Origin of the sequence: Haladaptatus sp. (assembly GCF_049589095.1) — an archaeon.
GTDB lineage: Archaea > Halobacteriota > Halobacteria > Halobacteriales > Haladaptataceae > Haladaptatus.
Genome location: NZ_JBAWAC010000023.1, coordinates 1 through 13,132 on the forward strand (window position 1 = coordinate 1; position 13,132 = coordinate 13,132).

The 13,132-nt window shown below is 61.4% G+C and carries 14 protein-coding genes and 1 pseudogene; 9 read left to right on the forward strand and 6 right to left on the reverse strand.

What is annotated here, in order from left to right:
• Nucleotides 1-162: 162 nt before the first annotated feature.
• Complete coding sequence (locus WBV42_RS00820) at nt 163-912, reverse strand: peptidoglycan DD-metalloendopeptidase family protein (RefSeq protein ID WP_423984356.1); 750 nt, start codon at nt 910-912, stop codon at nt 163-165.
• Between the two features lie 136 nt (nt 913-1,048).
• Here WBV42_RS00820 and WBV42_RS00825 point away from each other — a divergent pair, with 136 nt between their 5' ends.
• The 6 genes from WBV42_RS00825 (at nt 1,049) to WBV42_RS00850 (ending at nt 5,355) form a co-directional block, all read left to right on the forward strand.
• The gene (locus WBV42_RS00825) at nt 1,049-1,198 is read left to right on the forward strand and encodes a hypothetical protein (protein WP_423984357.1); all 150 of its coding nucleotides are present in this window, start codon (nt 1,049-1,051) and stop codon (nt 1,196-1,198) included.
• A gap of 44 nt (nt 1,199-1,242) precedes the next feature.
• On the forward strand, nt 1,243-2,364 hold the full coding sequence (locus tag WBV42_RS00830) for a pyridoxal phosphate-dependent aminotransferase (RefSeq protein ID WP_423984358.1): 1,122 nt from the start codon (nt 1,243-1,245) through the stop codon (nt 2,362-2,364).
• A 58-nt stretch (nt 2,365-2,422) separates the two neighbouring features.
• The gene (locus WBV42_RS00835; RefSeq protein WP_423984359.1) at nt 2,423-3,274 is read left to right on the forward strand and encodes a UbiA family prenyltransferase; all 852 of its coding nucleotides are present in this window, start codon (nt 2,423-2,425) and stop codon (nt 3,272-3,274) included.
• Nucleotides 3,275-3,395: 121 nt separating this feature from the next.
• A complete protein-coding gene (locus tag WBV42_RS00840) occupies nt 3,396-3,782 on the forward strand; it encodes a nuclear transport factor 2 family protein (RefSeq protein WP_423984360.1) in 387 nt (128 codons plus the stop codon).
• A 182-nt stretch (nt 3,783-3,964) separates the two neighbouring features.
• Nucleotides 3,965-4,396 (forward strand): NUDIX hydrolase, encoded by a 432-nt coding sequence (locus WBV42_RS00845; RefSeq protein ID WP_423984361.1) that lies wholly within the window; start codon nt 3,965-3,967, stop codon nt 4,394-4,396.
• A 77-nt stretch (nt 4,397-4,473) separates the two neighbouring features.
• Nucleotides 4,474-5,355, forward strand: coding sequence for an alpha/beta fold hydrolase (locus WBV42_RS00850; RefSeq protein WP_423984362.1), 882 nt, complete (start codon nt 4,474-4,476; stop codon nt 5,353-5,355).
• Nucleotides 5,356-5,417: 62 nt separating this feature from the next.
• Here the strand turns inward: WBV42_RS00850 and WBV42_RS00855 are convergent, their stop codons facing one another.
• The gene (locus WBV42_RS00855; RefSeq protein WP_423984363.1) at nt 5,418-5,840 is read right to left on the reverse strand and encodes a hypothetical protein; all 423 of its coding nucleotides are present in this window, start codon (nt 5,838-5,840) and stop codon (nt 5,418-5,420) included.
• A 106-nt stretch (nt 5,841-5,946) separates the two neighbouring features.
• Between WBV42_RS00855 and paaK the strand changes: the two genes are divergently transcribed.
• The gene (gene paaK, locus WBV42_RS00860; protein WP_423984364.1) at nt 5,947-7,233 is read left to right on the forward strand and encodes a phenylacetate--CoA ligase PaaK; all 1,287 of its coding nucleotides are present in this window, start codon (nt 5,947-5,949) and stop codon (nt 7,231-7,233) included.
• Between the two features lie 162 nt (nt 7,234-7,395).
• Here the strand turns inward: paaK and WBV42_RS00865 are convergent, their stop codons facing one another.
• Complete coding sequence (locus WBV42_RS00865; protein ID WP_423984365.1) at nt 7,396-8,310, reverse strand: universal stress protein; 915 nt, start codon at nt 8,308-8,310, stop codon at nt 7,396-7,398.
• Between the two features lie 247 nt (nt 8,311-8,557).
• Nucleotides 8,558-9,022 (reverse strand): PaaI family thioesterase, encoded by a 465-nt coding sequence (locus WBV42_RS00870; protein WP_423984366.1) that lies wholly within the window; start codon nt 9,020-9,022, stop codon nt 8,558-8,560.
• A gap of 51 nt (nt 9,023-9,073) precedes the next feature.
• On the opposite strand from WBV42_RS00870, the gene WBV42_RS00875 reads away from it, so the two are divergent.
• Together WBV42_RS00875 and WBV42_RS00880 are read left to right on the forward strand one after the other, a co-directional pair.
• Nucleotides 9,074-9,535 (forward strand): MaoC/PaaZ C-terminal domain-containing protein, encoded by a 462-nt coding sequence (locus tag WBV42_RS00875; protein WP_423984367.1) that lies wholly within the window; start codon nt 9,074-9,076, stop codon nt 9,533-9,535.
• A 111-nt stretch (nt 9,536-9,646) separates the two neighbouring features.
• Nucleotides 9,647-10,843 (forward strand): SLC13 family permease, encoded by a 1,197-nt coding sequence (locus tag WBV42_RS00880; RefSeq protein ID WP_423984368.1) that lies wholly within the window; start codon nt 9,647-9,649, stop codon nt 10,841-10,843.
• A gap of 21 nt (nt 10,844-10,864) precedes the next feature.
• Here the strand turns inward: WBV42_RS00880 and WBV42_RS00885 are convergent, their stop codons facing one another.
• Both WBV42_RS00885 and WBV42_RS00890 read right to left on the reverse strand, forming a co-directional pair.
• Nucleotides 10,865-11,515, reverse strand: a complete 651-nt coding sequence (locus tag WBV42_RS00885; protein ID WP_423984369.1) for a M99 family carboxypeptidase catalytic domain-containing protein — start codon at nt 11,513-11,515, stop codon at nt 10,865-10,867.
• A 350-nt stretch (nt 11,516-11,865) separates the two neighbouring features.
• A pseudogene (locus tag WBV42_RS00890) lies at nt 11,866-13,132 on the reverse strand (hypothetical protein); the annotation flags it as partial.

Below are 13,132 nucleotides of genomic sequence, written 5' to 3' on the forward strand. Positions count from 1 at the left end.
GTCCCGAGAACGGACGAGAAGACTATTTAGAATGTCGACTCGACGTCGTCGATCGCAACGGTATCCTTTCCGTGCGTTCGAGCGACGAAGACGACTCCGGACTCCTCCGCGGGAGGAAGAGAAACGAATTGGCGAGTGACGCCGCACCCGTTCGGATTCGATTCAGAACCCGTTGTAGTCCCGCGGGATCGCGGTTCCGGCGGTGACGTTCTGCCCGTCGCTTCCGGGAATGGGGTAATGATTGCTGCCGTTCTGGATTTCGAAGTGGACGTGCGGGCCGGTCGCGTTGCCGTCCTCTCCCATTCCGGCGATGTGCTGGCCTTGGCTGACCTGCTGGCCGTCCGAGATGGCGAAGCTGTTGACGTGGCCGTACTCGGTCCGGTAGCCGTTCCCGTGATTGATGTAAACGTAGTTGCCGTATCCACCGGCGTCGTAGGCGGTGTACGCGGTTCCGGCGTGGGCGGCGTAAATCGGCTGGCCGATGTTGCCGTTGGCACCGATGTCCACGCCGTTATGGAACCCGCTCGAACGCTGGCCATACGGCGACGTGATGTAACCCGTCATCGGCCACACCAAGTCCGCGCTGCCGCTGCCACCGGACGTGGACGTGAGATATCGCTCGACCGACCAGCCCCAGACGTTGCGGTTGAGCCAGTGAACACCCCACCATCGGTAGCCGCCCTTGTCGATGGGACCGTTCATAATTTCGCCCACTTCGCCGTCGTTCACCGTAGCGACGATGGGTTGGTCGGTTCCCGGTTGTTTCCGCGTGTTCAGCGCCGTGGTCGCAGCGACTCGCTCTCCGTCGGTAAATGCGGCCGCCGAACCGCTCAGTGCAGCGACCCCGGTAGTCGCCGCCGCGGCGGTACCGAGCGATTTGAGAATCGACCGTCGTCCTAATCTTCTTGACATATCAGAATTAAAAACTAAGTATATAGTATTAAATTTTTCTAGTTTCTAAAGTCATATATACGTATCCATCGGGAGCGGTGCGTAGTCGGCAACTGCAACCACGACGTTTTTGCGTGCGAACCCCTTCCGGCGAGACATGAGCGATACTGAGGACGTGGATTTGGACCAGTTCTTCCGCGACGTGGACAAGGTGTACAGCGAGTACGACAACGGATACATGGACGCCGACGCGGCCCTCTCGGTCATCGACGACCATCTCGAAGTGCTCCGCGCACAGGTCGAGTAATCGAAGCGAAGAATTATCGGGTTCCGTTTCGTCGCTTTCGGTGTATGACCGGCTTTTCGGACAGGGTCGAACACGTATCGATAAGCGGCATTCGGAAGGTGTTCGAGGCCGCAGGTGAGGACGCCATCAATCTCGGACTCGGACAACCGGACTTCCCGACGCCGGAGCACGCCCGGGAGGCCGCGCTGGAGGCCATCGAATCGGGCGCGACGGACGCCTACACGTCGAACAAAGGGATTCCCCAGCTTCGGGAAGCCATCAGCGCGAAACACGAACGCGACAACGACATCGACGTGCCGCCGGGGAACATCATCGCCACGGCGGGTGGCAGCGAAGCGCTCCACATCGCCCTCGAAGCGCACGTCAACGCGGGCGAGGAAGTCATCTTCCCCGACCCCGGGTTCGTTGCGTACGACGCGCTGACCCACCTCGCAGGCGGGACGCCGAAACCCGTTCCCGTGCGCGAGGATTTGACCATCGACCCCGCGGTTATCGAGGAAAACATCACGGACGACACCGCCGCGTTCGTCGTCAACAGCCCCGGCAACCCGACCGGCGCGGTGTCGAGCGAGGAGGACATGCGCGAGTTCGCCCGCATCGCGGACGAACACGACGTCCTCTGCATCTCCGACGAGGTGTACGAACACATCGTCTTCGAGGGCGAACACTACTCGCCGATGCAGTTCGCGGAGACGGACAACGTCGTCGTTGTCAACGCCTGCTCGAAGACGTACTCGATGACCGGGTGGCGACTCGGTTGGGTCGCGGGCAGCGAGCGCAGAATCGAGCGCATGCTCCGCGTCCACCAGTACGTGCAGGCGTGTGCGAGCGCCCCGGCGCAGTTTGCCGCGCTCGGCGCGCTGACTGGACCGCAGGACACCGTCGAGGAGATGGCCGCATCGTTCGAAGAGCGGCGTGACATCCTTCTCGACGGGTTGAACGACATCGGACTCGAAACGCCGACGCCGCAGGGTGCGTTCTACGCCATGCCGAAAGTTCCGGAGAGCTTCGTGGACGAAGTCCTCGAACGCGGCGTCGTCGTCGTCCCCGGCGAGGCGTTCGGCGAGCACGGTGCGGGCTACGCTCGCATCTCCTACGCGACGAGCGTCGAGGAAATCGAGGCGGCGCTGGAAATCATGGGTGAAGCGGCGGACGCGGTTCGCTGAATTTTCCGCCCTCTTTCGGCCTGAGACTTTATCAGCGATGGCGTTGTCGGTCGATGCGATGCCCATCTCACGCCGCGGTTCCGGCGTGGTTCCCGCCGCACGCGCAGTCGCTTCGCAAGTCCACCCAGTGTTCATGCTTCCGCCCGTCGCCGCCTCGTGGTTCGGGAGTATGCTGGCCGGGGAATTCTCGCTCGCAACCGGCGGACTCCACATGGTCGCCATCTTCGCGGCCGTGTACACGGCCCACGTCAAGGACGGCTACGTCGATTTTTACATCCGGGGCGAGGACGAGGATCACCCGCTCACGGCGAACGGCTGTAAGCTCCTGCTCGTCGCCGCCGCCGTCCTCTTCTTGGCCTGCCTCGGCGGACTCTGGGTGACCGTCGGCGTCGGCGCGGTGCTCATCACGCTCCCGACGTGGTTCATCGGCTATCTCCACGCGCCGCAACTCGACACGAACCCCATCACGACGACGACCGGTTATCCGCTCGGTATCGCGCTGTCGATCCTCGGCGGTTACTACGTCCAGACGGGGACGCTCTCGCCCGTCGCCATCGCGTTCGCGCTCGTCTTCCTCGTCCTGCTCTCGGGCGTGAAGGTCATCGACGACGCCCAGGATTACGAGTACGACCGCTCCATCTCCAAACGGACCGTAGCCGTCGTCCTCGGGCAGAATCGCGCTCGAACCACAGCCTACGGACTCATTCTGTTCGCGTTGCTCTGTGTCCTCGAACTTTCGGTGTCGGGGGTGTTCCCGCCGAGTTCCGTTCTCGCAGTGGTGGCGTTCGGTGCCGTAGCCGTCGTCGCCTACCGGAGCGGCCCGGAACTCGCCACGATGTTGCTCATCCGTGGGTCGTACGTCTTCCTCGCGCTGTTGCTGACGGCGGTGTGGTTTCGTCCGCTCTCGTAAGCAGGGATACCTCGTCAAATCGAGAGGAACTTCCTTTCGTTCGAGCAACACCAATTCGGTCAGAACGGTCGTAGAGAGCTATATCCGCTTGCGGACTCTACGTTCTTACGGGTGGGGAACAATGACATCGACACGATCGAGCAACGTCGAAACGGTACAACAGATATACGAGGGGTTCAACGAGAGTGACCTCGACTCCGTCTTAGCCACGATGGCGGACGACATCGAGTGGGTCGAACCGGAAGGATTCTACTTCAGCGGGGTCCACCACGGACCCAACGCGGTGCGAACGAACGTCTTCGAACCGGCTAAGGGGGAGTTCGAGACGTTCCGAGTCGAACCCGACCGGTACGTAGACGGTGGCGATACGGTCGTCGCACTGGGTTCGTTCCACGCTACGACGAATACGGGAGAGAGAATAGAGAGTCCATTCGCCCACGTCTGTGACCTACAGGATGGCCACATCACTCGGTTCGAGAACTATACCGACACTGTGCTGTGGCAGTAGGCCGCAGACGCGTCTTTTTTCGAGATACCCGCGCATCGAGCACTCGGAGGACGATGGGGGCGATAACACATTCCGCCAGCGTACAACCACCTCCTATCCGGTTCTACTCGTCCCTGACATCGAACCAGACATTTGACTGAAATAACGCTTACACCCCCGCCCCCCGTTTTGTAATCGTATCCGTGATCGATCGACCCATAACTGAAGAAAAAGCCTACGCGTACATCACGCGTAAGGCCGCGCAGACCCGCCAACTGCTCGTCTTCGAGCACGCCAACGAGGACGTTGGCGTGCAGGTCCCGAAAGGGACGATCGAGGACGGGGAAGCCCCCCACGAGGCAGTCGTCCGCGAAGTGCGAGAGGAGAGCGGTTTGACCGACTTCGATTCTGTCCGTCCGCTCTCCACGGACGTGTGGAACCACCACGAGAAGCCGAAAGCCTACCGGCGGCACTTCTTCCACCTCGTTGCCGACGAACCGCGCGACGAGTGGCGACACAAGGTCACCGGGAGCGGGGAGGACAACGGCGTCGTCTACAGCTACTTTTGGATTCAGCCCGGCACGTGTTCGCTCGCCCGCGACATGGACGACTACATCGAGCGAATTCTGGAGTGAGTTCGGGTTGCGCTTGATTACGGTTCGGCCACGAGCATACGTCAACGTTTATCGGCGAAAATACCGTCGGTAGACGTATGTCCGACATGACTCACGACGAGGCCATCGTCAACGGCGTCCGTCTCCACTACGTCGAAGCGGGTGATGGCCCACTCGTCCTCCTCCTGCACGGCTTCCCCGAATTCTGGTACTCATGGCGCGACCAGATTCCGGCCCTCGCCGAGGCAGGGTACCACGTCGTCGCGCCCGACATGCGGGGATACAACGACTCGGAGAAACCCCACGGCGTCGAATCGTATCGAGTGGAGGAATTGGTCGGCGACGTGGTCGGCCTCATGGACCACTTCGGCGAGGACGAGGCGTACGTCGTCGGCCACGACTGGGGTGGTGCCGTCGCGTGGGAGGTCGGAATCCGCCACCCCGAGCGCGTCGCCAAGCTCGCCGTCCTGAACGCACCGCATCCGGGACGGTTCCGCGAAGTCCTGCGGACGCCCGCACAGCTCCGACGTTCGTGGTACATGTTCTTCTTCCAGTTGCCGTGGCTTCCAGAGGCGTATCTCTCCGCCCGAAACTACGACTCCATCGAGGGAATCTTCCGGGACACCCCGGTGAACTCGGACGCGTTCAGCGAGGCGGACGTCCAGCGTTACGTCGAGGCCGCTTCTCAGCCCGGCGCGTTGACGGGGTCCATCAACTACTACCGCGCGTTGTTCCGCGACGCCGTTCCGACGGGACTTCGGTCCCTCGTCGGCGGGTCGAGCCACTCCCTCGACGTGACGGTACCGACCCTGCTGATTTGGGGCATGGAGGATTTCGCGCTCGGCAACGAGTTGACCGAAGGGCTGGACCGTTGGATTCCCGACTTGCGAATCGAGCGCCTATCCGACGCCAGTCACTGGGTCCAAAACGACCGGCCCGAAGCGGTGAACGAATCGTTGATCGGATTTCTGTCCGAGTAATCAGTTCGAGTGGCAACCGGCCCCTTCCCACACGCTTGCGATGACGTGAGGTGCTCAGGTGCTCACCGGAGCTCTCGTCCCCGGATGAATCGCAACACGCCTGTTCCGATAGCGTATCCGAGGAACGATCCGATGATACCGATGATTCCGAAACCGACAGCCAGTGTCCACAGCGGTGCTTGGGCGGTCGTTGGTTGACCGACGAGCACATGCCCTTCAACGACGATGGCGTACAGGACGCCGGGAGTGAGACCGACGGCGAGGCTGGCGAGGTAGCCGCCGCCGCGGAACGCGCTCGCACCGGAGACGAACGGTGGGGCGTAGAAGAGCGCTACGGGAAGGAGCGTGTCGGCCAGTGTCGAACCGCTGCCAAGCGTCACGACGAGGAGGAGCGCGAGGACGATTCCCGCGTACCCCCCGACGAAGACCCACCAGTGTCGGTTGCGACCCTCCGACCGCCCCCAGAGCTCCGAGACTGTTGCCATCCCGTCGGGGTGCAACGGCAAAGAAAATAAACTTTCATCCGAAGTGGCACGTTTCGCCACCGGTCGAGTAACAGTTTTCCCGTGCCCCTTCCAATCATGAACAAGCATGACATACAGTGGCACCGAGGTGTCATCTCGGGCGGAGCTGCGTGCGATTCAGGACGAGCGACTGTCGGAGACGGTCGCACACGCCTACGAAAACGTCCCCCACTATCGTGACGCGTTGGACGAAGCGAATATCTCGCCCGACGACATCGGGAGCGTCGAGGACGTCTCGAAACTCCCGTTCACGACGAAGGAGGACTTCCGCGACAACTACCCGGACGGGATGTTCGCGGTCCCACGCGCGGAATTGGCCCGTATTCACGCCTCGTCGGGGACCACCGGGAAGCCAAAAATCGTCGGCTACACGGATTCAGACCTCGGAATCTGGCGTGAGGTGATGGCCCGGTCGCTCAGTGCGGCGGGCGTCGAACCGGAGCACGTCGTTCAGAACGCCTACGGCTACGGCCTGTTTACGGGCGGCCTCGGGTTCCACGATGGCGTCGAGGAACTCGGCGCGTGTGTCATTCCAGTGGGTGGTGGCAACACCGCCCGACAGATCGACATGTTACTGGACTTGGAAAGCGAGGTACTCTCGTGTACCCCGTCGTACTGTCTCTACCTCGCCGAAGCGATGGAGGACCGCGGCATCGACCCACACGACCTCGCGCTCGAAACCGTCATCATCGGCGCGGAACCGTTCACGGACCCGATGCGCGAGGAGATCGAGGAAGCGCTCGACGTGACCGCCGTGGACGTGTACGGTCTCTCGGAAATCATCGGACCGGGCGTTTCCATCGAATGTGCCGAAGCGCAGGATGGCCAGCACATCTGGGAGGACCACTTCTATCCCGAAGTCATCGACCCGGAGACGGCCGAACCGCTTCCCGAAGGTGAGGAAGGGGAACTCGTCATCACCAGCCTGACGAAGGAAGCCCTCCCCGTATTGCGCTACCGAACCGGCGACATGACGACGTTGAACTACGAGGAGTGTGAGTGCGGACGGACGATGGTTCGCATGGGCAACGTCACCGGCCGCGCCGACGACCTGCTCATCGTTCGCGGCGTGAACGTCTACCCGAGCCAAATCGAGGAAGTGATGATCGATCTGGACGCCGTCGCGCCACACTATCGCATCGACCTGACGCGGGACGGCCAACTCGACAGGATGAAGATTTCCGTCGAATACCACGAAAGCTTCGAGGACTCGCCCGCGGAACTCCGCGACCGGATCGATGCCTGCCTGCGCGAAATTCTCGACGTGAAACCCGACGAACTCGAAGTGGTCGAACTCGGCACCCTCGAACGAACCGAGGTCGGCAAAGTGAAACGCGTGTTCGACCACCGCTGACACGGCCACGACACGGTTCAATGTCTTTCAACGGTACGACGGCGTGACCGCGGGCGAGAAGATTGAAGCGACGTTGTAATCGGAATCCAGCGACGTTCGTCCGAAGTCGGTCAATCGATCCGGTTCGGAATCAGTTATTCGGAACCAGTTATTCGAAACCGGTTATTCGGTCCGGAGCCAATTATTCAACAGTGACTCACGCCCGTTCCGTCGTTCGACGCTGATGACGGTGCTGTACGCCGAGGAGCGAACGTCCTCGGTCGTGGAACCGAAGACGAACTCGTGGAGTCTGTGTTTTTGCGGTGCACCGAGAACGGTCACGTCGTAGTATTGGGATTGGTCGATAATTGCCTCGGCAGCGTCGTCGGCCTCCAAAATCCACTCGTCCACCCCTTCGAACTCGTCCAACCGTTCGTTCGCCGCTGTGACGTATCCCTTCGCGTCCGCGAGGACTCGTTCGTCCCCTGTTTCGGGAACGACGTGGAGCAGTTCGACCCACGCACCGTGTTTTTCGGCCAAACAACGCGCCACGTCGACGGCCCGTCCGGAGTGTGGCCCCCCAGCGACCGGAACGAGGATCGAGGACACGTCGCGCGACGTGTGTGCCCCACCGACCGAGACGACGTCGCAGTCCACGCTGCGGCCAACGCGTGTCGAAACGCTTCGGCCGAGGGGGGTCGGCAACGTGGATTCGGATTCGGCGACGACGACGACACCGGCCGAGAACTCCTCACACACGTTCCGTGCGATGGCCGAAACGGTCCGCCCGACGCGAGCCGCCGCCCGAGTCCGTACTTCGGACGACGAATCCACCACCGTTCGAAGCCTGTTTTGGGCCACCTTTCGCCGTTCGTCGAGCACCTTCTCCGCGAGGCCGAGCGGGGTTCCGGACGACCGGACGGCAACGTTGACGAGGACCAGCGTCCCACCGCGAGCGGCGGCGAGCGCCGCCGCGAACGAAATCGCCCGTTCGTCGTCCGCTCCGTCGGACAACACGACGACGTTCCGCCGCGATGGCCGCCCGCCGGTCGTCGCGTACAGTAACGATGGAGCCCAGGGCATGGGACTCGTGTTCATACCACACGCGATTTGCTGAAACCGTATAAATCACACTATTATCCCCGTGAGTTATGAATTTAAGAATAGATCAGCGATTAAATCTTCATTTTCGTTAGATGAACGTTTCGAATAGGGTCACACCCAACGATTTTCGAACAAAATGTACTCTCGATTGTATTCTTAGCAGGGTGGTGAGAATTCAAATGAATTTTCCAATAAGCACGATCCATTGACGAGTTATCGGGGGCTGCGGTACGGGAAACGATCAGGGTTTGTACACTCGGCCACGGAATATCGCGACTTCCGCCAGTCCGTCGTCGTCCACCGTGTCGCCGTCCACCGTTTCCGTGTTCTCCCCCTCGTTCCCGTCCGATCCGTCTTTCTCTACACCGACATCGACTCTGTACGTCCCCGTGCGCCGCGTCTCGTCCTCGCGCTCGGCGATCGCGACGAGCGTGTCACCGACCGCCGCCGCCGCGAGATACGAGATGTTCGTCTCCAGTGCGAGGGCCGTCTCACCGTCGGAATTGGACGCGGCGGCGAACGCCGCGTCCGCGAGCGAGTACACCAGGCCGCCGTGGGGCGTCCCGTGGAAGTTGAGCAGTTCGTCTCGAATTCTGAGCTCGGTTCGAGCGTGGCCCGATTCCAACACCGTGAGCTCGATGCCGAGGGTTTCACAGAACGGGTCGCTCGCGATTCTCTCGCGCCTGTCGTCCGGAACGTTCGCCATACATCGATTCAGTGCAATAATTACTTATATTCTTGCCGAGTGGATTTCGACATGCCTTACAGCTACGAACCGCACCACTTCGAGGACTTCGAAGAGGGCCAAACGTTCGAGAGCGTCGGCCGAACCGTCACCGAGTACGACTTCGTCCAGCACTCGGCGTTCACGGGCGACTGGACGGAACTCCACACCAACAAGGAGTACGCCGAGGACGAATACTTCGGCGAGCGCGTCGCCCACGGCCCGATGACGTTTTCGCTGGCCACCGGGTTCGTCTACCGCTGTGGCTTTCTGGAGCGGACCGTCCTCGCGTTCCTCGGCATGAACTACATGGACATCCCCGCACCCGTCAAGATGGACGACACCATCTCGCTCGACATGGAAGTCACCGGAACCAAGAAGCTGTCCAGCCGTGACGACGCCGGTCTCGTCACCATCGACACCACGATGACGAACCAGGAGGGCACCGTCGTCTTCGAGGGAGACATGAAGTTCCTCATCAAGACGCGGGACTGACTCGGATCGCTGCGAATCGACGAAAGTCACACTGTATATTTCGGTCGGGGATCGCGTTTCCACCCCCGACCTGTCCGAACATCCTTTATTTCTCCGAGTGAACAACCGGACATGACTTCCGACGCGCTCGTGGTCGCCGTCGTCCTCGTGACGTTCGGCTTGCTGTTCTTCAATCAGATCCGCGTCTACCCCCTCAGCCGGTCGTTGACGAGCGCGACGGGTGCGGTCGTCGTCCTCGCCATCGGGGCCATTTCCCCCGACGAGGCGCTGGCGAGCGTGGACACGAGCACCTTGCTCCTGCTGTTCGGCATGCTCGCGCACGTCGAAGCGCTCTCGTTGAGCGGGTTTTACGGGTGGGCGGGGTCGTACCTCGTGGATTACACCGGCACGGCCCGACGGTTGACCGTCGGGACGCTCGTGCTCGCGGCCGTCCTCAGCACGTTCGCGCTCAACGACGCGACGGTGCTCCTGCTGACGCCGATTCTCGTGAAGGTGGTCCGGAACGCCGACGTCGACCCGATTCCGCCGCTCATCGCCGTCGTCCTCGGCGCGAACATCGGGAGCGTGGCGACGCCGCTCGGCAACCCGCAGAACGCCTACATCCTGAATAAGAGCGGTTTGACGTCGGTCGAGTTCGTCACCCATCTCGCACCCGTCGCGTTCGTCTGCCTGCTCGTCGCGGCGCTCGTCCTCGTTCCGATCACGACGTCCGGAGTTCCGCTTCCCGAGGTTCCCGTCCCGGATATCGACGAGGCGTGGGCACTGTCGAGTCTCGCCTTCCTCCTCGCCACGTTCGTGTTTCTCATCCTGTTTCCCGACACTGACCCAGGGATCATCGCGGCATCGTTGGGTATCCTCCACATCTCGTGGCTTCAGTTGTTTCGGCGGGTTCCCGGCGAGGACGTGCTCCACGGGATGGACTGGAGCATCATCGTCCTCTTCGTCGGCATCTTCATCCTCGTCGGCAGTCTGGAACAAACCTCACTCATGAGCATCGTCGGTGGATTCGGTGATAGTTGGCGATTCGCCGGACTCACGTTCGTCCTCTCGAACCTCATCAGCAACGTCCCGGCCGTCGTCCTGCTCTCGTCGGGCGTGTCGGGAGATGCGGGGTGGCTGGTCCTTTCGGCGGTCAGCACCCTCGCCGGAAACGCGACGCCCATCGCCAGCGCGGCCACGCTCATCGTCCTCCAGCAGGCCGCCCGGCGCGGCGTGGACATCTCCATCGTCCGATTGTTGTCGGTCGGACTCCCGGTTTCCATCCTCACGAGCGCGATTGCGGTCTTCCTACTGCACGCCGGAATATGAGGCGGCGGGCGAAGAAGTCGATCAGCTTTCGTAGGTTCGGTCGATACCGTGACGATCCAACAGGTGGTGGACGATGTTGAGTTCCCAGTTCCTGCGGGTTGCGAGGGAAGTTTCGTATCGGGTGCTCTCGACGATGAATCCGGGAACGCCGAGGTCCGCATCGGTTTTATGAACGAGGTACGGTCGCGTCCCGTCGATAGTGTTCCCGCGCTGGAACCGATAATAGTCGGGGAACGAATCGTCGAGATGATAGCGATTCATGTACTCCGCCGTTGTGACCGCGTCCTCGCTCGCCCCCGGGGCGGTCGTCGGATAGATGGCTTGCCCGACGCCATCGGGGCCAACGTCCTCTTCGTAGATCCCCTGTGAGCTGTGGAGGTTGATCACGATGTCGGGATCGTACGACGCGATGACGCCCCAAATCGCCCGTGCGAGCGGCGTCGTCGGTGTTTCACCTGGTGGGAACTTCCGGTTTAAGTTCCCGTTGTCGTTGAGATAGGTGTCACGTTGGATGGCGACCGGGTTCGCTCGTGGAATCGTAACGAGCGTTCCACGGTTGATCGACCACGTTTTGATGCCGCCCGCCGCTTGATAGCCAGCGGGTTCGTTACCTTGAATCCCACCGACGACCACGGCGACCGGTCCTTCTGTTTGGGTATCAGTGATGTACACATCGGTTTCGTCCGGCGTCCCCTCACGGATAGTATACGTCGTACGAATCGCCTCACGAGCCGCACTTTCAGTAGCGAGTAGAGTGGAAGTTCCTGCGACGACAAGACCGGTACGGCGTAAAAACGAGCGGCGTGTTCGAGATGGTGCGGCAACATCGTTCGACTCTTTTCCAACCATAGGAAGGCATATTAATTTCAATATTAAAACTTATTCGATTAAGCTAGAAGAATTTTAATACAGATATACTAGTAAATGATGTACAATTGAGTTAGGGAATTATGGAGAATAGGAGAACACAGTTCGACTCGTTCGGAAACGGCCCTCGTGGCCAGGACCCCCGTCGTTCCCGTTTACCGAACCGTCACGTCGTCGAAGACGACCCGCTGGCCGCAGTCGAGATACGCGTCGTAGCCGATGCCGCCGGAGGACCACGTCGCGTCGCTTCCCACGACGTGCGCGATGCGGTTGCCGTCGGCGTCCCGGAGCGTCGCCATGTGGTTTCCGTCCTCGCTCCAGTCCACGACGAGTTCGTACCACGTCTTCTGCGAGAGGGTGTAGCCCGTCGAATTTGATCCGAGTCGGTGGGTCGTCCCGTTCTCGTACCGGAAGAGGATGAGGTCGGCGTTGGCGATGTCCACGCGGACGAAATACCGATTTTCGTCGTTTTGGACGCCGTACGAGAGGTTTACGTCCGCTGCGCCGCCGTCACCGCGAAGCCAGTAACTGACGGTGTCGCCCGCCGCGGGATACGCCGGAAGTCCGTCCGTGCTCGTCATCTCCGTAACCGTGTCCCCGACCGAGAGCGCGCCGCCCCTGCTTCGAGTCGGCGAGGAAACGACGCCCGCCCCGGATTCGCCCCGGTCGAACGAATACGCCGAGAGGGTGTCGTCGTCGAACCGATCGATCGCCGTGTTCAGGTCGTTCGGACACGACGGGTGGGCACACCGGGTGGTGCCGACCGAGTTGTTCTTTCGTATCACGTCGCTGGAATGATCGATGACGATGGCGTCCCCGGTCACGTCGAACGAACTCCCCTTCACCCTGCTTCCATCGCAGTACTGCAGGAGAACCCCGTCCCGGTCGTTGCCGGTCTGTTTTACACAGCAGGACCAGAAGACGGAGTTCGGTCGCCCGAAGGCTCGAAATGCGGCGCTGCCCGGATTCCCGATTCCCGTGTGGTCGGCGTCGCCCTTTACCTCGACGCCGGAACAGACGACCGGCGCGGGCGTGGATTCCGGCTTCACGGCATACATCGCCGCCGTGTCGTCCGTGCGGATTCGAATCTTCGTGTCCCGAATCTCGGTCGTTCCGCTTCCGGCGACGACGATACCCCCGTCGCTCGCCGCGTCGGCGACCTGCACCACGTCGCAGTTCTCGACTGTCGCGTCGTCGGCGAAAAGCCAGATGCCGCGCATATTCGTCGGGAAGTCCGGGTCCGAATGGGGTTTGTTGACGACGACACAGCAGTCCCGAACCGTGCCGCCCGACCCGGCGAGGCGTACGTTCGCGATGTTGTTGTTCTTGTACAGCCCGCCGTTCACCGTCACCGTCCCGGTGCTCTTTTTCGACTCGTAGAGGCCGTTGTTCGGGAAGCCCTCGATCCAGCAGTCCCTGCAT